The organism is Pseudofrankia sp. EUN1h (assembly GCF_001854645.1).
Lineage (GTDB): Bacteria > Actinomycetota > Actinomycetes > Frankiales > Frankiaceae > Pseudofrankia > Pseudofrankia saprophytica.
The window spans coordinates 46,999-66,670 of sequence record NZ_MBLN01000079.1 but is presented as its reverse complement, the minus strand read 5'-3'; the positions used below and the strand labels follow the sequence as shown (position 1 = coordinate 66,670).

At 72.9% G+C, this 19,672-nt stretch carries 17 protein-coding genes; 3 read left to right on the top strand and 14 right to left on the bottom strand.

The genetic code is table 11. The features are described 5' to 3' along the window. Nucleotides 1–390 precede the first annotated feature (390 nt). Complete coding sequence (locus BCD49_RS41310) at nucleotides 391–1,185, bottom strand: VOC family protein (protein WP_007511913.1); 795 nt, start codon at nucleotides 1,183–1,185, stop codon at nucleotides 391–393. A gap of 186 nt (nucleotides 1,186–1,371) precedes the next feature. Then, complete coding sequence (locus tag BCD49_RS32270; RefSeq protein WP_007511914.1) at nucleotides 1,372–2,787, bottom strand: FAD-binding oxidoreductase; 1,416 nt, start codon at nucleotides 2,785–2,787, stop codon at nucleotides 1,372–1,374. Between the two features lie 213 nt (nucleotides 2,788–3,000). On the opposite strand from BCD49_RS32270, the gene BCD49_RS32265 reads away from it, so the two are divergent. Then, nucleotides 3,001–4,554 carry a DHA2 family efflux MFS transporter permease subunit gene (locus BCD49_RS32265; protein WP_007511916.1) on the top strand — a complete coding sequence of 518 codons (1,554 nt, stop codon included), beginning with the start codon at nucleotides 3,001–3,003 and terminating at the stop codon, nucleotides 4,552–4,554. Next, nucleotides 4,538–5,140, top strand: coding sequence for an acyl-CoA-like ligand-binding transcription factor (locus BCD49_RS32260; protein WP_007511918.1), 603 nt, complete (start codon nucleotides 4,538–4,540; stop codon nucleotides 5,138–5,140). Before BCD49_RS32265 ends, BCD49_RS32260 begins: the two co-directional genes overlap by 17 nt. Nucleotides 5,141–5,284: 144 nt before the next feature. Here the strand turns inward: BCD49_RS32260 and BCD49_RS32255 are convergent, their stop codons facing one another. Next, nucleotides 5,285–6,148: an alpha/beta fold hydrolase gene (locus BCD49_RS32255; protein ID WP_007511920.1), complete on the bottom strand. Its 864-nt coding sequence runs from the start codon at nucleotides 6,146–6,148 to the stop codon at nucleotides 5,285–5,287. A 60-nt stretch (nucleotides 6,149–6,208) separates the two neighbouring features. Here BCD49_RS32255 and BCD49_RS32250 point away from each other — a divergent pair, with 60 nt between their 5' ends. Continuing rightward, a complete protein-coding gene (locus BCD49_RS32250) occupies nucleotides 6,209–6,841 on the top strand; it encodes a TetR/AcrR family transcriptional regulator (RefSeq protein ID WP_083401836.1) in 633 nt (210 codons plus the stop codon). Here BCD49_RS32250 and BCD49_RS32245 read toward each other — a convergent pair. From BCD49_RS32245 to BCD49_RS32195, 11 genes are all read right to left on the bottom strand, one after another. Further along, nucleotides 6,819–7,967: an isopenicillin N synthase family dioxygenase gene (locus BCD49_RS32245; RefSeq protein ID WP_007511925.1), complete on the bottom strand. Its 1,149-nt coding sequence runs from the start codon at nucleotides 7,965–7,967 to the stop codon at nucleotides 6,819–6,821. The two genes, BCD49_RS32250 and BCD49_RS32245, sit on opposite strands and share 23 nt — an antisense overlap. A gap of 241 nt (nucleotides 7,968–8,208) precedes the next feature. After that, complete coding sequence (locus BCD49_RS32240; RefSeq protein ID WP_007511927.1) at nucleotides 8,209–9,648, bottom strand: aldehyde dehydrogenase; 1,440 nt, start codon at nucleotides 9,646–9,648, stop codon at nucleotides 8,209–8,211. Between the two features lie 157 nt (nucleotides 9,649–9,805). Next, nucleotides 9,806–10,462, bottom strand: a complete 657-nt coding sequence (locus BCD49_RS32235) for a helix-turn-helix domain-containing protein (protein WP_007511930.1) — start codon at nucleotides 10,460–10,462, stop codon at nucleotides 9,806–9,808. A gap of 138 nt (nucleotides 10,463–10,600) precedes the next feature. Next, nucleotides 10,601–11,695, bottom strand: coding sequence for an ABC transporter substrate-binding protein (locus BCD49_RS32230; protein WP_007511932.1), 1,095 nt, complete (start codon nucleotides 11,693–11,695; stop codon nucleotides 10,601–10,603). Between the two features lie 136 nt (nucleotides 11,696–11,831). After that, nucleotides 11,832–13,385 carry an ABC transporter permease gene (locus BCD49_RS32225; protein WP_071042259.1) on the bottom strand — a complete coding sequence of 518 codons (1,554 nt, stop codon included), beginning with the start codon at nucleotides 13,383–13,385 and terminating at the stop codon, nucleotides 11,832–11,834. Next, nucleotides 13,378–15,099, bottom strand: coding sequence for an N-acyl-D-amino-acid deacylase family protein (locus tag BCD49_RS32220; RefSeq protein WP_007511936.1), 1,722 nt, complete (start codon nucleotides 15,097–15,099; stop codon nucleotides 13,378–13,380). The genes BCD49_RS32225 and BCD49_RS32220 overlap by 8 nt, the downstream gene beginning before the upstream one ends. A gap of 16 nt (nucleotides 15,100–15,115) precedes the next feature. Continuing rightward, entirely contained in the window at nucleotides 15,116–15,979 is an 864-nt protein-coding gene (locus BCD49_RS32215; protein WP_007511938.1) for an alpha/beta hydrolase, read from the bottom strand. A gap of 1 nt (nucleotide 15,980) precedes the next feature. Continuing rightward, on the bottom strand, nucleotides 15,981–16,835 hold the full coding sequence (locus BCD49_RS32210; protein WP_007511940.1) for a phytanoyl-CoA dioxygenase family protein: 855 nt from the start codon (nucleotides 16,833–16,835) through the stop codon (nucleotides 15,981–15,983). Further along, complete coding sequence (locus BCD49_RS32205) at nucleotides 16,832–17,803, bottom strand: ABC transporter ATP-binding protein (RefSeq protein ID WP_007511942.1); 972 nt, start codon at nucleotides 17,801–17,803, stop codon at nucleotides 16,832–16,834. The genes BCD49_RS32210 and BCD49_RS32205 overlap by 4 nt, the downstream gene beginning before the upstream one ends. Continuing rightward, on the bottom strand, nucleotides 17,800–18,885 hold the full coding sequence (locus BCD49_RS32200; protein ID WP_007511943.1) for a 2OG-Fe(II) oxygenase family protein: 1,086 nt from the start codon (nucleotides 18,883–18,885) through the stop codon (nucleotides 17,800–17,802). Before BCD49_RS32200 ends, BCD49_RS32205 begins: the two co-directional genes overlap by 4 nt. 105 nt (nucleotides 18,886–18,990) lie before the next feature. After that, a complete protein-coding gene (locus BCD49_RS32195; RefSeq protein ID WP_007511945.1) occupies nucleotides 18,991–19,455 on the bottom strand; it encodes a potassium channel family protein in 465 nt (154 codons plus the stop codon). Nucleotides 19,456–19,672 lie beyond the last annotated feature (217 nt).

Here is a 19,672-nt window from a genome sequence, read left to right as displayed (position 1 = left end):
CCAGACAATCAGAAGGAGAAGTCCATCGGCGGCACTCGGCCTCGTGGCTACCTGAATGTGTCGGTCGACAGGTCGAACGTCACCGTTGTCTTACCGTCAGGGGCTCCGCCTGGCGATGTCGCGTCCGCCGTCAGCGTGAGAACGCCGTTGTTGGCGCTGACGAAGGACAGAGGTCCGGCGGCGGCGCTGTCCGTGAAGAGGCCGATTCGCTTGAAGCGCTGGTCCGGGGCATTGGACTCGCCGGCATAGACGACCAGCCACTGGCCGATCCAGCGAGGCTGACCAGGGGTTTTGGCATTGCGAGCCCTGTCGGCGCGGGGGCACGGAGTCCCGGGTGCCGCGATGCGGGGCCTGGGCGATGCCCGGCGGTGCGGGGAGCGGCGTGGGCGCTCAGCTTGGCTCGTGGTCCTCTCCGTCCGGGCTGGCGATCACGACGGTGTAGCCGTCGGGATCCTTCAGCCAGATCTCGCGGTGTGCCGGGCCGTTGCCCTCGCCGCTGGGCGGGTTGCGCATGGGCGGGTGCACCACCGCCGCGCCGAGCCGTCCGGCGCGCTCGACGGCGCCCTCGAAGTCGGCGACCTCCCCGAACCACAGCACCGCGCCGTTGCCGATCGGCTGGTCGGGGTCGGCGAGCTGGCCGTGGCCGTGCTCGACGTCCCAGCGGTGCAGCTGCAGGACGAGGGTGCCGTCGGCGGTGACGAGCCGCTCGTAGTCCTTGCCGCCGTGGTCGGAGCGCAGCCCGAGCAGCTCCTGGTACCAGCGGCTGGACGCCTCGACGTCGCGCGCGACGACCAGCGGCTGCGGCCGCGGCGGGCCGGCCGGCACCGCGATGCCCAGCCTGTTGCCGGCCGGATCGCTGACCTGGACGAGGTAGCGGATGCCGCCCTGCCGTCGCGGCCGCCCGAGTACCTGGCCGCCACGCAGCTCGACCAGGCGCAGCGCCTTGTAGAGGTCGTCGGCCATGAGCCATAGCAACGGCCCGCCGGGCCCGACCGGTAGGTCGGTGGTGAGCTGGCCGATGAGGCCCGGCGCGCGGAAGCCGACCGCGCCCGTGCCCTGGCCAGGCTCGTCGACCTCCCAGCCGAACACATCCCGATAGAACGCGGCGGCGGCGGAAAGGTCGACCGCCGGAATCCACAGATAACCAACCGGGCTTCCCGTCCCGGATGTCGTCACGCCGCTCATGTCACGCCTCCCGCCCAAGCACACGAACGAGTGTCCAGCACGCCGATCGTCGGCCGCGATGCGGGCGGGCTCCGATGGGCAGTGATCGTCTGTGCGAAGTCACAGATGTGGGCCTTGATCACGAGGGCGGTGGCTGGCAGCCCAGGTCGGTGCCTGGGCTGCTCGCGCGGACCGGCGAGTGTGTGGTCAGGAGCGGGCGCGGGCGGCGGCGGCCGCGCGCACCGGGTGTGCCGACGCGATCCGGCCGTTCGGGTCGTAGCTGGCGGTCAGCGTGGCGAGCCGGGACAGGGCGGGCGCGTCGTACTTGCGCGCGACCAGCGCCGGGTCGGTGGTCGCGCCGAAGTTCGGCGCGCCGAGGCCGCCGGACCACGGTTCCATCGCGGCCATCACCTCGGTGGCGTGGCCGGTCGTCGCCGCGGCCAGCGGCGGCGCCGCGATGCCGATCGTCAGCAGCGAGTAGGCGGCGTCGCGGTGGCAGACGGCGCTCGGCTGACGGGGCTCGCGGGCGAGCGCCCCGCCGAGCAGCCGCAGCTCGACGATGACCTGGGGGCAGTCGGCCGCGGGGCCGGTCAGCGCGAGCAGGGTGCGCACCGCCGTGTCGGGCAGCTCGCGCAGCAGCACCGCCTGCTCGTGGACCGGCATCGGGTCGACCGGATCGGCGTGGATCATGCCGAGCGCGGGGAACGGCAGGACGTCGACACCGCCGAAGATCACCGGTGCCAGGCCGCGGATCGGGTCGATCACCCGCTCACCGTCGGCCGGGTCGCCGACCCAGGCGAACCGGACCGCGACGGTGCAACGGCCGGCGAGCGGGGCCGGCACCGCCGGCATCGGCGGCAGCCGCAGCACGGCGATCGACGTCGACGCCTGCTCCGGCAGCGCCGCCGACCAGGTCTTCCACGCCGACATGACCCGGTCGGCGTCCGCGCCGTCGAAGTAGAGGCAGCCGCCGTAGATCTCCTGGACGTCCAGCAGTTCGAACTCCACGGCGGTGACGACGCCCAGCGCGCCCTTGCCGCCGCGCAGTCCCCAGAACAGCGCCGGGTTCTCGGTCGCGGTGGCCCGGCGGGCCACGCCGTCGCCGGTGACGACGTCGAACGCCGTCACCAGGTCGCTGCCGTAGCCGAAGCTACGGGCGACCGGCGACAGGCCACCGCCGGTGAGGTAGCCGACGACGCCCACGTGCGGGGCGGAGCCGGCGAGCGCGCCGAGGCCGTGCACGGCGGCGGCGTCGAGCACCTGCTGCCAGCGCACCCCGGCGCCGACCCGGGCCAGCCGCCGCACCGGGTCGATGGCGACCTCGTCCAGGGCGCCGGTGTGCACCAGCAGGCTCGGGCGGGTCTGGGCCAGAGCCCCGTGCCCGGTCGCCTGCACCACGACGTCGAGGTCGTGGGCGTCCGCGAAGCGCACCGCCGTGGCGACGTCGGCGGGGTCGGCGACCGCGACGACGGCTACCGGCGCTGTCGGCACCGCCACGTTCCACGGGGTCGCGGCCGCCAGGTAGGCGTCGCTGCCGGGCAGCAGGACCTGGCCGTTGATCTTCTCGGCGAGGGCGGCGAGCGCGACGACGAGGGACGGGGTGTCGGAGGCGAGCGTCGACATGGTGGCTCCCTGATGGGGCGGTGACCTGCGGGGTCACGAAGTGGAATGCGCCACCATGTCGCCCGGCGCTTGCGCGCCACTTGGGACCGCAACCGCCGTCCTTGCGGCCCGCTTGGCGCGGCCTTTCGACCCGGCGACGGCTCGCTTGGCGTCCTCCCAAAAATGGGTGTTACCTTCTTTTGGAGGAAGCATTTATTAGGAGGAGGCTGTCGCATGCGTGGACCGGGGACGCGGCGGTGGTGGGCGTTGGGAGCGGTCAACCTGAGCGTGCTCGCCGTCGGGCTGGACGGGACGGTCCTGTCGGTGGCTCAGCCGACGCTGTCGACGGCACTGGGCGCGTCGCAGTCGGACCTCGTCTGGTTCTCCGCCGGCTACCTGCTCGTACTGGCGGCGGCCGTGCTGCCCGTCGGCCTGGCGGGTGACCGGTTCGGCCGCCGCCGCGTCCTGCTCGCGTCCCTGGCCGTGTTCGCGTTCGGGTCCGTCCTCTGCGCCACCGCGGAATCGATCGGGGCGTTCCTGGCGGGACGGCTGTTCCAGGGGCTGGCCGGCGCCGGCATCACGGTGATGGCGCTGTCGGCCCTGGTCGTCCTGTTCGACGAGGAGGAACGTCCGAAGGCGGTGGGGATCTACCAGGCCGTGACCTTCCTTGCCCTGCCGCTCGGCCCGATCCTCGGCGGCTGGATGCTGTCGCGGTTCTGGTGGGGCTGGGTGTTCCTGCTCAATGTGCCGGTCGTCGTGCTCGCCGCCGTGATCGGCTTCATCCTGATCCCGGAGTCTCGGTCGACGGAACGGCCGGGGCTGGACCCGGTCGGCACGGCGGCGTCGGCGTCCGGGCTGGCACTGGTGATCTATGGCCTGGTGCGGGCCGGGGAGCGCGGCTGGGGCAGCCCGGACGCGGTGCTGTCGACGGCCGTCGGAGCCGCAGTGGTGACCGGGTTCGTCTGGTGGGAGCACCGGCTCGGCCGGCTGCCCACCGGCCGGCCACTGGTCGACCCACGGCTCCTGCGGCCGGGCCCGTTCCTGTGGGGATCGGCGCTGGCCGCGGTCGCGGGCCTGGCGATGATCGGCGTGCTGTTCACGATGCCCCAGTACTTCCAGGGCGTGCAGGGAACCGGCACCCTCGGCAGCGGCCTGCGCCTGCTCCCGCTCATCGCCGGCATGGTCGTCGGCGCCGGGCTCGCCGGCCGGCTCGCGTCGGCGGTCCCCGCGCGGTCGGTGACAGCGCTGGGATTCCTGCTCCTGGCCGGTGGCCTCGCCGTGGGGGCCGCCTCCGCGCCCACCTCCGGCCTCGCGTTCACGGCCGGCTGGACGGCACTGGTCGGCGCGGGCACAGGACTGGCCCTGTCCGCGTCGACCGCGGCGGCGCTGGCCGGGCTGTCGGCTGAACGCAGCGGCACCGAGTCCGCCGTCGTGCAGGCGTTCAACAAGACGAGCGGCCCGCTCGGCACGGCGATCACCGGCAGCGTCCTCGTCGCGGCCTACCACGCCCGGCTCGGCGACGCCGCGTTGCCGACGGCGGTGGCCGCGCCCGCGCACCGGAGCCTCTACGACGGCACGGCCGCCGCGCGGGCAGCCGGTGCGCCCGGACTGGAACAGGCGGTCCGGACGGCGTTCGTCGACGGCATGAGCGCCGCGTTCCTGGCGGCGGCCGCGATCGCCACGCTCGGAGCGTTCGCGGCCCTGGCCCTCCTTCCCGGCCGGCGATCCCGTAGAACGGAGTCCGGCCAGTCGATCGAGGAAGGGACGGCCGATGCCGCCGCGCACTGACCCGGCCACACCCGGCCTGCGAGAACGCAAGAAAGCCAGGACACGAGCCACCATCCAGGCCCACGCCCTGCGGCTGTTCCACGAGCAGGGCTACCAGGCCACCACCGTCGAACAGATCATCGACGCCGCCGAGGTGTCGGAGACGACGTTCTTCCGCTACTTCCGCACGAAGGAGGACGTCGTCCTGCACGACGACCTCGACCCCCTGATCATCGAGGCCTTCCAGAACCAGCCCGCGGAGCTCACGCCCATCCAGGCGATCCGGGCGGCGATCCGCCTGCAGTTCGACCTGCTCACCCCGGACCAGCGGCGGGCGGTACAGGAGCGCACCTCGCTCATCGTCGCCGAGCCCGCCCTACGCGCCGCCATGCTCGACCAGATCTCCCAGGCGATGCTCCTGCTCGCCGACGCGATAGCCGACCGGGTGGGCCGCCCGAGGGATGACCTCGCCGTGCGCACCGTCGCCGGCAGCGCGATCGGTGCCATGCTCGCGACCCTGCCGGCCCTGGCCGAGAACTCCGACGCGGACCTGCCCGACCTCGTCGACCAGGCACTCGGCCACCTGGAGGCCGGCCTACCGGTGTGACCCGGCGCCGGATCCGGCCAGGCGGGCGTCCGGAGATGGGGTCACCTGCCGGTTCTCCGCCGACAGCTCGGCCGCGGGCGCCCAGGGATTCCTGAACGCCGCCGGCCCCGCGACGAGGTGGGCGACGTGATCGCCGGCCTCGTCTCAGGTCGTGGCGAGGATGGCGGCGGCTACTCGGTCGGGGTGGTCGAGGGGGAGGAACGTCCGGCCGCCCGCGACGGTCTCGAAGGTCGCGTCGGCGAAGGCACCGGCCAGGCGCCGACCGAGGTCGACGGGGAAGTAACCGTCGTCGTCGCCCCAGAGGACGCGCACCGGGCCGGCTGTCTGCTTGAGCCGGGTCGAGACGTCGAGCAGGTCGTTCGGATCGATGCCGCGGGCCACCTTGGCCAGGTCGCGGCGGATCCTCCCGTCGGCAAGCGGCCTGACCCAGCTTCCGGTCAGCTCGGGGTCGAAGGGCTGGCTCGCCAGGGGGCCGAAACCGAACCGCCCGTGCCGCAGCCGAGCCGACCGGAGCCCGGGGGCCATCGCCGCGACGAGCGCCGGGTGGCGAAGGGCGCGGATCAGCGGCACGAGGGGCGGCGGGGGAAAGGCGTCGAAGGCGTCGCAGTTGGTGAGCACGACGCGGCCGATGGGGGCCGGGTCGGTGTCGAGGACGAACTGGGCTATCGCGCCGCCGGTGTCGTTGCCGACGAGGGTGACGTCCCGCAGGTCGAGGGCCGCGATCAGGTCGAGCGCGAGGCGGGCGACGCCGCGTGGGGTGAGGTCGGCGTCGGGACGCATCGGCGCCGGATGGGCGCCGAGGGGCAGGGCCGGCGCGTAGCTGCGCACGCCGTGCTGGGCGAGCAGGTCGGCCACGGCGGCCCATAGCCGGCCGTCGACGAGGAGGCCGTGCAGGAAGACCACCGGCGGCCGGTCCGATGCCTGTGGCCCGGCCGCGCGGTAGGAGACCTGGCCCTGGGGGAGATCGATGACTTCGAGGGGAGGTGAGGCTTCCACACGAAGGAACATACCGACAGCCTGTATGTAAAACAACGGTCCAGAAGGGGGGAGAATCTGGCTGTGCCCGCGATGCCAAGCCCGGAGATGCCAGGCCCAGAGCCGAAGCCCGCCCGGCGCCGTCAGGTGGACCGGTCCGCGGCGACGCGGGCGGCGCTGGTGGCCGCCGGCCGGCGGCTGTTCGCCGCGGAGGGCTTCGCCGCGGTCGCGACGGAGGCGATCGTGGCCGCGGCCGGGGTTAGCCGTGGGGCGCTCTATCACCAGTTCGTCGACAAGACCGCCCTGTTCGCGGCGGTCGTCGAGGCCGTCGAGGCGGACGTCGCGGCCCGCCTCGCGAGCGAGGTCGCCGACGCGGGCTCGAACGACCCCATCGAGGCGATGCGGCTGGCGGCGAGTGCCTGGCTGCGGATCTGCGTCGAGCCGGAGGTCCACCGGATCGTGCTGCTCGACGGCCCGTCGGTGCTGGGCTGGGCCGAGTGGCGGGAACTGTGCCAGCGCCACGTCTTCGGCCTCATCAGGGACGTGCTCTCGTGGGGGATGGAGATCGGCCGCATCCGGCAACAACCGGTGGGCCCGCTTGCCCACGTCCTCATGGGCGCCAGCGACGAGGCGGCCCTCTACATCGCCCGCGCCGCCGACACCGAGACGGCCCGCGCGGAGATGATGGACGCTCTCGACCTCGTCATCGACGGTCTGATGCGCTGACGGTGTCGGTGTCCCCGGTGCCGAACAGCAGTCCGATCTTCGCCGCGAGGTAGTCGCCCGCGGTCCATCCCGCGGTTCCCGCGGCGGTGGTGCCCGCTGCGGTGGCGGTGGTCTGGCACTGAGCGGCGACCGGGGCCCGGTGGTCGGGGTACTGGAAGTAGCTGAGGCTCGTCCGGGCCGGCTGGGGGCCGGGCCCCGTCGGTGCGACCACCCGGTGCCAGGTGCTGTTCCAGCGGCCGGCGCTGGTTGCCGCGAGCAGATCGCCGACGTTGACGACGAATGCACCGGCCGGGACGTCGACAGGTAGCCAGGTTCCGTTCCGGAGAATTTCCAGACCAGGCTGGCCGTCCACCGCGACGAGCGTGAAGAACCCATAGTCTGTATGCGGACCAGCCCGCCAGACACCCGGTTTCGGCGGGCCGTCGAATGCCGGGTAGTGATTCACGCGCAGCCCGCCGAGCGGCTGTCGGAAGAGTTCGTCGAACGCGTTCGGATCGTCGCGAAGGGCGGCTCCGCACACCCGCAGCAACTGCCGGCCCAACCCGTCGACCGCGGCCCGGAACGGCTCGAGCGCCGCCCGGAACCACGCCACGCGATGGTCCGGCCACACATCGGCGGCCGACCACGGGCCCGGGTGGGTGGATCCGCCGTGCGGGGCCAGGCAGTAGGTCTCGGAAAGATCCGGCACGCGGGCGGTGCCGGCGGCGCCGGCCTCCTCGCCCTCGTCGTGGCCCGTATCCAGCCGGGATGGTGGCGTCCCGGCTGCCATCATCGGTGTCACCGCGGCCGTGGCCGCCTGGCTCTCGCCGCCGAGCCGGACATAGCCGCGCCGAAGGGTCGGATGGCTGCGCGCCCGACTGCGTTCCTTGATCTCCTGGGGCAGGTCGAAGAACCGCGCCGAGGCGCTGATCGCGTCGGCCATCAGCGACGGCGCGACGGTGTGGTCGACGACGCAGAAGAAGCCGGCGCCCTGGCAGGCGGCGTCCACCGCGGCGACGATGGAGGCGAACGCCGAACCCGACTCGGTTAGTCCGCGCAGTGACAATGTCGGCGCGGTGAGCTCGTCCCGGACGGTGGCCGCGGAACTCCTCTGATCGGTTCGCCGTGGCCGGTCGATGTCTCCCACATCCTCGATGGTCGCACGATCATTGTTTCGGATCTAATACCGCCCGGAGGTCGTTCGGCGAACGAACATGGCCGGACAGGAAACCTCCGTGAAACGGGCACGCGTTCTGATGGAGATGGGCGCCGCCGGCGGCGGGAGGATGGGTTTTCGCCCACCAGCCGGCTGCCGGCGCCGGTCGCCGTACGCCGTGTCCAGAGGCCGGTGGGGTGAGTTCCGGCCCGCTGGGCACGGCGGGCGTGGTTCAGTCCAAGGGAGGAAGGCCGACGGACTTGGTCTCCAGGTAGAGGCTGAAGCCCGCCGTACCGCACTCGCGGCCGATGCCCGAGTTCTTGAAGCCGCCGAACGGCGCGTCGGGTGACTGGAACGCGCCGTTGACGCTGACCATGCCGGTCCGCACCCGGCGGGCGATGTCGACGCCCGCGGCCACGTCGGCCGTCCACACCGAGCCGGACAGGCCGTACTCCGAGTCGTTGGCGATCGCGACGGCCTCGTCGGGGTGGTCGTAGTCGAGCACGCAGACCACCGGACCGAAGATCTCCTCCCGGGCGATCCGCATGCTGTTGTCGACGCCCACGAACAGCGTGGGCTCGACGAACCATCCGCGCGGCTGCGACGCCGGCCGGCCACCCCCGGTCACGATCTTCGCGCCGGCGTCCCGGCCGATGTCGAGGTAGCCCTCGACCCGGTCGCGCTGGCGCCTGGCGAGCAGCGGGCCGATCTGGGTGCCGAGGTCGGCCGGGTCCCCGACCGTCATCGCCGCGACGGCCTCCGCGAACGCGTCGACGAACTCGTCATGGCGCCGCCGCGAGACGAGGATCCTGGTCTGCGCGACGCACGCCTGGCCGGAGTTCAGGAACGCCATCGGCAGCAGGTCGGCGACGGTGCGCTCCAGCGGCGCGTCGTCGAGGATGATCGCGGCCGACTTCCCGCCCAGCTCCAGGCTCACCCGCGCCAGGCGCTCGCCGCACCAGGCGGCGACCTGCCGGCCGACGGCGGCGCTGCCCGTGTACGCGACCTTGTCGACCTGCGGGTGGCGTACCAGGTGGGTGCCGGCGACGCTGCCACCCGGGACGATGTTGACGACACCGGGCGGCAGCCCCACCTCCCGGAGGATCTCGGCGAGCACGTACGTGTCCAGCGGGCTTTCCGGGGCCGGCTTGAGCACGACGCAGCAGCCGGCGGCGATCGCCGGCGCGACCTGCGCCACGGCGAGCAGCAGCGGGAAGTTCGACGGGACGACGCACGCGACGACGCCGACCGGCTCATGCAGGACCAGGGTGCGTCCGCCCTCGCCCAGGTGCTCCTCGAACGGGAACTCCCGGGCCAGCGCCGCCGCCGCGCGCAGGAACGCGATCGGAGCGGGTACCTGGCCGGCGGCGACGAACGAGGCAGGGGAGCCCATCTCGGCGATGATGAGCGCACCGACCTCGGCGCCGCGCCGTTCCAGCAGGTCGGCGGCGCGGTCGAGCAGGTCCGCGCGGTCGGCGACCGGGAGGCGCGGCCACGGGCCGGTGTCGAACGCGGCCCGCGCGGCGGCGACCGCCCGTTCGATGTCGGCCGGCGTCCCGTCCGGAACCCTTCCGACGATCTCCTCGGTGTACGGCGAGATGACGTCGATCGTGGCGTCGCCCAGTGGGTCGAGCCAGTCGCCGTCCGTGTAGAGGTGGGTGTGAACGTGCACAGGTGCTACCTCGGTTCACGATTGTCGGCCGTGCCCGGACGTCGCGGCGCGCGCGACGTCCGGGCACGGTGGGACTCCTGGGATCAGCCGCCCAGAATCGGCGCCGCCCGACGCGAGAGGTCGCCTGGCGCGAAAGGTTGCCTAGCGCGAAGGATGCCTAGTGCGAAAGGTCGCCGCAGGACCTGTTGATCGCGCGGGAGGCGGGCGTGCTCAGGCTTGCCAGCTGGTCGCCGCGCGCGACGACGTCGAACTCGTCGCCGACGATGGCGGCGAGGAACCGGTGCGGGCCGGCGCCGACGATCCGGTACCGGTGCGGTGTCCCGCCGGCATAGGACACGGCGTCGCCGGGGCCTAGCTCGTACTGCTTCCCGTCGACGTCGGCCACGTACTCACCGGCGAGGATGAGAACGAACTCGTCGTTGTGATGGACCGAGTACGGCTGGAACTCCCGCCAGCCGCCGGTGAACTCGATCGCCCTCAGCTGCCGGTTCGCCGGGGTGAGGGCCGAGGCGTTCGAGCCGGGGTCGAGCTCGTCCTGCACCAGGCCGACCCGCTCGGCGACCCGGACGACGTCGGCCTGGCCGCCGGTCTGGCCACTGGACAGCAGCGACAGCGCGCTGGTGCCGAGCGCGTGGGCGATCCGGTCGAGCGACCGCATGCTGGGCAGGGCAAGACCCCGTTCGATCTGCGAGAGGAACGGCTGCGAGAGCCCCGCCTCCTGCGCCACGTCCTGCATCGTCCGCTCCAGCGCCTTGCGTCGACGCCGGATCGCCACGCCGACCTGAGCGCTCAGCTCGGTCCTGGTGTCGCCCACACCTCACCCCTTCCGACGGTGCCCCCGGCGCGGATGGACTCCGGCGAACATACCCGCCATGATCCGGCCGCCGGGCGGCCCGGGCGCGAACACCCGCGGCCCACCGTGGCTCCTCTGACTCCTGTAACCCCGATGTCGTCACGCGGAAAGCAGCGACGTCTTCCCGTCGTATGCCTCCGTGAGGAACGAGAGATCGACGAGCTTGTTCACGTCGGGAAGCTCGGTACGGCCGGCCGCGCGGATCCCGGCGTACACCGGACCGGAGATGTAGTCCTTGTCCATCCAGAGGATGCCCTTCTTGCGGGTCACGTCACTGACCCACAGCTTGATCTGCTTCTTGTTCTCGGTGAGCTGGCCCTCGTAGTCCAGCGCGAGATCGACGCCGTACTTCTCGGCGGACAGATGGGCGCCCAGCTCCGGGTCCTGCATGTTCTTCTCGTGCCCCTTGATCGTCGCCCGCAGGAACCTGACGACGGCGTCGTGGTTGGCGTCGAGGAAACTGCGCTTGGCGATGAGCGCGTCGGCGTAGAGCGGCACGCCGAATTCGGTGAGGGTCGCGGAGAACACCTTGAGACCCTGCGCCTCCAGCACACTGACCTGGTTCGTCGTGTAGCACAGGATGGCGTCGACCTGGCCGTTCGCCAGGGGCGCCGGGTCGGCCCCGATCTGGATGAACTTGTAGTCCTTCGGGATACCGTTCACCTTGAAACAGGCGTCGATCATGGACGGCGAGGAGCTGTCCCCGCCGAGCGTTTTCCCGACCAGGTCCTTGATGCTCTTGATGTTCGGGTCCAACCAGGCGAAGCCGACCGGCGACTCCTGTAGGGTGGCCGCGAACATCACGAAATCCGCGCCCTGCGCCGCCGCGTCGATGATCTTCAGGGTGTCGGAGGCGAGCCCGATCCCGGCCTTGCCGGCCTCCAGGACCTGCACGTTCTCCGGCGCGTTCGGACCGCCGCCGATCCAGTCCGGCGCGATGTTCTCGTCGGCGTAGTAGCCCTGGTCGTCGCCGACCCAGAAACCCGCCCACTCGACGTTCTTGACCCAGGAGAACACGGTGCTGACCTTGGTGCCGGCCGACGCGGCGGCCGCGGTCGACCCCGACGAGGAGTCGTCGCCGCAGGCGGCGAGGACCGTCGGTCCGAGCAGCGCGGCCCCGCCGAACAGGGCGGATCGACGCAGCAGGGACCGGCGGGAAAGCTGGGCGGACGAGACCGCCCCGGACTTGGCCATTGTCTGGTTCCTTCGCTGACGAGAGTGAAATTGATCAGATCAATATTCGGGCGTGTGGGTAGGCGGGAGAGTGGGGCGCCCGGCGGCGCCCGGTCAGGACATTCGGGTCAGGACATCCGGGCTGAGATCGCCCGGCTCAGGACATCCGGGCCGAGACCGCTCGGCCGATCCGGTCGGCGACACCGAACGCGACCATCGACAGCACGACGATCGACAGCGCGACCGCCCAGGCCCGGCCGATGTTCTGACGCCCCATCGCGTCCGCGAACAGGCGGCCGAGCCCACGCTGGCCGATCAGGTACTCGCCGACGACGGCCGCGATCACGCAGACGCCGGYGGTGAGCCGCATGGCGACGACCATGTCGCGCAGCGAGGCCGGTAGGACGACGAACAGGAACCGACGGGGGCGCGGCGCGCCGACGACGGCGAGCAGGTCCAGGGCGCCGTCCGCCGACATCCGCAGGCCCTTGAGGGTGTAGGCGAAGGCGGGGAAGAAGGAGATCAGCACGCAGATGGCGATGATGCTCCAGTCGTTGTAGCCGATCACCGCCGCGACGGCCGGCAGCAGCGCCAGCGTCGGCGCGGTCCTCGCGACGATCACCATCGGGGTCAGCAGGCCACGCAGCAGACCCGACCACCAGGTGGCGATCGCGAGCAGGGCGCCGACGGCGAGCCCGATCGCCCAGCCGGACAGCCCGAGGCGCACTGTGAACAGCGCGCTGCGCAGGAACAGGCCCGGCGTGTCGGCCAGCTCGCCGCCGACCGTGCCCGGCGCCGGGACCAGCAGCGGGCTGACCCCGCTCGCGTCGACGTAGACCGCCCAGCCGGTGACCGCGAGGACGACGAACGCGAGCCAGCCGACCAGCCCGCGCCAGCCGGCGCGGGAGCGGGCCGGCAGCGCGGCGGTGTCGGTGGCGCGCAGCGCGAACCGGTGCTCCACGCCCCGCTCGACCAGGCTGAGCAGGCCGTACGTGACCATCGTGACCGCGGCGATGAGCAGGCAGACGGCCCACAGCAGGGCCGGCCGGTAGTTCTGCATCGAAGTGAGCAGCAGCAGCCCGAGCCCCCGGCTCGCTCCGAACCACTCCCCGAACACCGCGCCGATGATCGCCGACGGGAGCGCGAGTTTCACCCCGAGGACGAGCGAGGGCACCGCGTTCGGCAGCCGGACGAGCAGCCAGTGTCGAAAACGGGGCGCACCCAGCGCGCCGAGCAGGTCCTCCTGCTGCCGCGACCCGCCGGCGAGCCCCGCGCTGACCGTCACGAACGCCGGGAAGAACACGGCGAGCCCGGCGATGACGACCGGGGTCTGGTCCCGCGGGACGACGATCATCAGCAGTGGCGCGAGCGCGATCCACGGGATCGAGTTCAGCGCGATCGCGGCTCCGCCGATCGCGCTGCGCGCCCGCGGGACCATCGAGCTCAGGGATGCCGCCGCGACCGCCAGCGCGAAGCCGAAGCCGAAGCCGCTCGCGGCCCGGCGGAACGTCGCGCTCGCCGCCCGGCTGATCAGCTCGGAGCGGCCGGGCCGGTCGAACTCGTCCAGGATGGTCGTGAGGGGAAGCCAGGTCTTCCCGAAGGTGCCCGCCMGCCCGGTCCACTCCCAGAGCACGACGAAGACGACTGTGCCGAGCACCGGAAACAGGAACGGGCGGGCGGCGCGCGACAGCCGGCTCAGCTTCTCAGACAAGGGCCACCGTCCTGGTGTCCCTGCCGCCGCGCAGGAGGGCACCGGCGCGGGCGGCGGTGAACTCCCCGTCGACGACGGCGTCGGCGCCGCCCACCAGCACCCGGTCGATGCCGGTCGCCTCGGCGTACAGCCGTCCCGCCCCGCCGGGCAGGTCGAACCGGGTGTGGACCGGGCCGGAGCCCACCGTCGCCGGGTCGAGGATGACGACGTCGGCCCAGGAGCCGACCGTGAGGCGGCCGCGCCCGACCAGGCCGTACAGGTCGGCCGGCACCGAGGTCAGCATCGCCACGCCCTCCTCGAGTGAGATGACGCCGTGCTCGCGGACGCCCTCGGCCAGCAGCACCGTCGTGTACTGGAAGGACGCGAACAGGTCGAGGTGCGCGCCGGCGTCGGAGGCGCCGACGACGGCCCGCGGATCACGCCAGACCCGCGCCCGCGCCGCCCAGTCGGCCGCGCTCTCCTCGACGACGGAGCCGAACGCGGTCCGCAGGTCGTCGGCGACGACGACGTCCAGCAGCGCGTCGAACGCCGTCGTGCCCGCCTGGCTGGCGAGCTCGGCCGCGGTCCGCCCGAGGGCCGGTCGCAGCGCCGGATCGAAGACCTCCAGGATCTGTTTGCGGTCCCAGTCGGTGATGTGCGGCAGGGGGTTGTCGGCGCTGGCCGCGCCGGCGAGCAGCCTCGCCCGCACCGATGGGTCGGCGAGCGCGCGCAGCTTCTCGTCGTGCGGGAGCCACAGCACGTCCGCCCAGCCGGGGATCGCGTCGAGCATGAAGCCGCTGTGGAAGCTGAGGCGCAGCGCGGTCGTCATCGGCGCGGTCAGCGCGACGACCCGGCCGCCGCGCTCGGCGGCGTGGCTGCCGGCGGCGAGCTTCGCGGTGGCGTCACCGGCCGTGCCGGCGGTGACCGGCAGCACGTTCCAGTTGAGCGGGCGCTGCGCGGCCACCGACATGGCGGCCATCAGGTCGAGGATCTCCTCGTCGAACGACGCGGTGACGTGCGGGATGAACTCCAGCGACGTGCCGGGGAAGTCCCGGCACACCTCGCACAGCGCGAGCACCTCCTCCCTGGTCGCCACCCGGGACGGCACCCTGCCCCCCTCGGCGTCGTTGTGGGTGCGCGACCACGACGACGAGAAGCCCAGGGCACCGGCACGCAGGCCGTCGGCGAGCAGCTCGCGCATCGCGGTGATCTCCGCGTCGGTCGCGGCGCGTTCCAGCGCCTGGCCGCCCATGACGACCCGGCGCAGCGCCGAGTGCCCGACCATGAACCCGGCGTTGACGGAGAGCGTCCCGTCCAGCCGGTCGAGGTACTCGGCGGTCGAGCGCCAGTCGAACGGCACCCCCTGCTGGAGGGTCTCCAGCGGGATTCCCTCTACCCGGGCGAGCATCCGCATCAGGTAGGCGCCGTCGGCCGGGTCGTCCGACAGCGGGGCGATCGTGAACCCGCAGTTGCCGCCGACGACGGTGGTCACCCCGTGCAGCGGCGACGGGCTGAGCGTCGGGTCCCAGAACGCCTGGGCGTCGTAGTGGGTGTGCAGGTCGATGAAGCCGGGCGCGACGACCCGGCCGGACGCGTCGACGGTCCGGCGGGCCGGCTGGCCGCGCAGGTCGCCGACGGCGACCACCCGCCCGTCGGTGACGGCGACGTCGGCGGGCCGGCGTGGCGCTCCGGTGCCGTCGACGAGGGTGCCGCCGACGATCAGAAGATCGAACAAGGGTGGCTCCTTGGCCTCATCGCGGCTCGTCCGGATCGGGGCGGGCGTCGGTCAGGAACGTGTCGACCAGGCAGGTGGTGTCCTCGAAGCGCTCCCAGGCGACCATGTGGCCGCAGTCGAGGGTCGTGACGAGAAGCTGGTCCCCGAGCTGTCGGCGCAGCTGGGCGAGCAGGGTGGGGGTGACCACGCCGGCCTGCCCGGCGACGACGACCAGCGTCGGGCGGGCCGTCGGGATCTCGGGCACCGGGCGGCACAGCTCACCCAGCCCCGCGATGACCGCGGGCCGGCTGAACCGGAACCGGTACCGGCCGTCGGCACCCTCGAACAGGTGATGCTCGATCTCGGTGCGGACGGCGGGATGCACGCCGCCGAGCTGCGCGGCCGCGCCGACCCGCAGCGACCCGGCGAGCGCCGTGCTGTCCGGCGAGGACCTCAGCCAGCCCGCGCTGCGGGCGACGATCGCGGCGTCGAGGTCCGGCCAGCCGTCGGCGGCGAGCATGCCCTCGGCCTCGGCCGCCATCAGCGCCGACGGCCGGGCGATGCCCGGGTCGAGCAGGACGAGCCGGCGCAGCCGCCCGGGCGCCCGGGCCAGCAGGCGCAGCCCGACCGCGCCGCCGTAGGAGTGGCCGACCAGGTCGACGGTCCCGGCACCGAGGTCGTCCAGGGTGTCGAGGACGTCGTCGACGAGCTGGTCGAGCGACCACGGCGGCTCCCACGGCGAGAAGCCATGCCCGCGCAGGTCGACCGCGAGGGTCCGCCGGGCCGGCCACCCCTCGGTGGCGAGCCGTTCCCAGCGACGCGCGTGGCCGGTGATCCCGTGGATCGCCAGCAACGGCGGCCCGGCCGGGTCGCCGTACCGCTCGACGTTGAGGACCGCCATGTCAGCGCCCGCTGGCCCGCGTCGCCGAGTTGTCGAACCGGCCGTCCCAGGCGCCGGCCTCGATGGGGGCACCGGAGCACCACTTGCCGCGCACGTGCCGGCGGATCGCCTCGTCGTTGCTCGGCCGGCTCGCCGCGTGCCACAGGTGGCTGTGGTGGAACAGCAGGTCGCCGCGCTGGCAGTAGACCGCRACCTCGCCCGGCACCTTGCGGTACCGCTCCGGGCGGTTCGCGGGCGGGGTCCGGTGGCTGCCCGGCAGCATCCGCAGGAAGCCGTTCTCCGGCGAGGTGTCGTCCAGGTTGACGGTGAACGCGACCGCCGGCCAGATCGGCATGTTCGGCGTCGACTCGAAGTCCGGGTGCCAGACGAGGCCCTTGTAGAGCGAGGCGCCGCGGGCGTCGAGGTACATGACGCCGTGCCGGTCGTAGTCGTAGAAGAAGGAGTCGCCGCCGAGCAGGCGCGGGGCGAGCGAGCCGATCAGCGAGCCGCGGATCATACGGTCGACCAGCGCCGAGGCCTGGGTCACGTAGACGACGTAGTTGCGGAACGGCAGCCCGTCGACGAGCACCTCGCCGGGTGGTTCCAGCTCGGCGGCGCCGTGCCGCGGGTCGAGCTCTCCCCGCATGAGGGCGGTGTGCAGCCGGACCAGCTCGGCGTCGAGCTCGTCGACCTCCGCCTCGCGCAGCGCGCCGCGGACCAGGACGAACCCGAGCTCGTCGAAGATGCGGGCGAGCTCGTCGCCGGCGGCCTCCTCGGCGGCGGCCGCGCCGGCGGGCACCTCGACCAGCCACGGTTCGAGGGTGGCGGCGAGCCGCTCCCACGGTGGCTGCTCGGTCTGCGGCCGKGTGTCGGTCACGATGAATCCTCCGTGTCTGGACCGGCGGCGCCAGTCCGAGCGTCGTCGGCCTCGGTAGTGAGCAGGGCGCGGGTCAGCCGGTCCTCCAGCTCGTGGAAGGTGGGATCGGTCAGCAGCTCCAGGCCGCGCGGGCGGTCGAAGGGCACGGTGACGACGTCGACGACCCGCGCCGGCCGGGCGCTCATCACCACGACCCGGTCGGACAGCAGCACCGCCTCGTCGACCGCGTGCGTGACCATCAGGGTCGTGATCCGCCGTTGCGCCCAGATCCGCTGCAGCTCGAGGTTGAGCCGGCGGCGGGTGACGGCGTCCAGGGCGCCGAAGGGCTCGTCCAGCAGCAGCACGTCGGGCCGCAGGACCAGCGAGCGCGCGATCGACACCCGCTGGCGCATCCCGCCCGACAGCTCGCGCGGGCGCAACCCGGCCGACGCCGTCAGGCCGACCAGCTCGATCAGCTCGTCGACGAGCTGCCGGTCGACGCGGCGGCCGACCGCCCGGAACGGCAGCGCGATGTTGCCGCGCACGTCCAGCCAGGGCAGCAGGGCGTGATCCTGGAAGGCGATCCCGAGCCGGTGCTCGGACACGACCTCGGCGGGCGGGCGTCCGAGCACGCGGACCTCGCCGCCGGACGGCGCCTCCAGGCCGGCGACCATCCGAAGGGCCGTCGACTTCCCGCACCCGGACGGGCCGAGCAGGGAGACGAACTCGCCGCTGGCGACCTCGAAGCCGACCTCGTCGAGGGCTCGCAGTGCTCCTCGGCGACCGGTGCTGAAGGTCTTGGAGACGGCGGTGAAGCTGATCCCGGGGCTGGCGGCGGCTCGGGGAGAGGGTACGGCGGCGGGTTTCCCGGCGACGGCCGGGACGCCCGTCGGGGTGCTGGGGGAGGCGGTGTCGGCGGAGGCGGTGCTGGCCGTGGTGGCTGTCGTGTCGTCCACGGTGGTGCTGGCCGTGCTCGCGGCGGCGGTCATGCAGTCACCTCGTTGCGGTGGTGCCCGGTCGTGGCGCGTGGCGCGACCCGGCCGAGCTGGGCGAGTTTTGTCGTCAGATAGGCGCCGGCGGTGATGGAGACGGGTTGACCGGCCGGATCGACACCATCGATCACGGCGTCGTGGTTCGGGAACTGGAAATGGGCGATGCTTGTGCGGGCCGGGTACGGCGGCTCGCCGGCCGGCACCGCGACCCGGTGCCAGGCCGAACGCCACCGTGCCCCGCTCAGCACGGCGAGCAGGTCGCCCACGTTGACGACGAGTCCGTTCGGTGGGCAGGTGACCGGAACCCAGGTCGTGCCGACCTTGACCTCCAGGCCGGGGTGGCCGTCGACGGCCAGGATGGTGAGCGTCCCGTAGTCGGTGTGCGCGCCGCCGCGCCGCCGACCGGTCTCGGGGCGGGTGGCGAGCGCCGGGTAGTGGTTCGCCCGGGTGGTGCCGATCGGGCGGGTCACCAGGGCGTCGAAGGCGTACGGGTCGTCGCGCAGGACGAGCCCGCCCACGCGCAGCAGACGGTGCGCGAAGAGCTCCATGGCCCGCCGGTAGGCGATCCAGGTCCGCTGGAAGTGGGGGAGGTGGCGCGGCCAGATGTTGCCGGCCGTGAACGGCCCCGCGTCGACGGGCGGCTCCGGGCCGATCGCGAAGGTCTCGGAGAGGTCCGGCGGTTCCGGCGCCGGGTCGCCCGGATCCGATGGCACGGCCAGATGGGCCGGACCGGCCGGACCGGCGGTCCGGGCGGGGCCGGGCGTGGGCGCGGCGGCGAGCGCCTGGGCTTCGGCGCCCAGGCCGTAGTAGCCGCGTTGCACGCCGGGCGGGCAGTCGAGGCGCAGACCGTCCTTGACGGCGGCGCCGGACCCGAACAGGTCGCCCGCGGCGGTGAGCGCGGCCGTGGTGAGGGTCCGATCGACTCCGTGACCGACAGCGACGAAGAAGCCGGTCGTGGCGCAGGCGGCGTCGACCCGGGCGGCCACGTCGGCCAGCGCGGTGGCATTACCTGACTCAATACCGCCGACATCGATCACCGCCAACCCCTGGCCCTGCGGCTCGGCGCCTCCCGATCTCATGGCCAAATATTGATGGGATCTATTTTCATCGAGATGACTGGACCGTTACGGTCCCGCGTCGACGCGGCCGGCAGCCGACCAGCCGACCGGGGCCAGACAGAATGATCACTCTTGGTGATGGTTCAGGGCGCTTTCGATGCGGCTCAGCCGGGCGTCGATCGTGCGGAGCAGCGCTTCGACGTCGGGGTCGCGCGGATCCCCGGCGACCGCGGGACGGGCGGTGCTCTCCGCCGGTATCCGTTCGATCTGGGCGCGGCGGACGAAGCTGGACGTGACCCAGGCGGTCACGATGGAGAGGAAGGCGATCGACTCGAGCATGATGAACGAACCGATGAGCCGGCCGGCCGCCGTCCCCGGCACGACGTCCCCGTATCCCACCGTGGTGACGGTCTGCAGCGCCCACCACATACCGATCCCGACGTTCGGGACGCTTCGTGCGTCGACGACCCGGATGACGACACCACCGACGAGCACGGTCAGCGTCGTCGCGGCGATGATGACCCGCATCGCGCGCCGGGCCGAGAGTGGCTGGGTGGCATAGGTGCGCAGGATCCGGTTCAGAACTCTCATGTTCGTCCCCTCCCACCGTCCCGCACGTGGAGGTCGGCGCCGTCGGATGTGGGGCATCGTCCGCGGACGGACCTGGCCCGCGGCCATGCTCACACGCCGTCGCGGGCCATGCCCGGCACGGACACCCCTGGCGCGACGAGGCTGAGTGGAGTCGACGGCGCGGCGCCCACGCTCACGGGGCCGGCAGCCGGTGATCAGCCGCGCTCTGGTCCGGTCC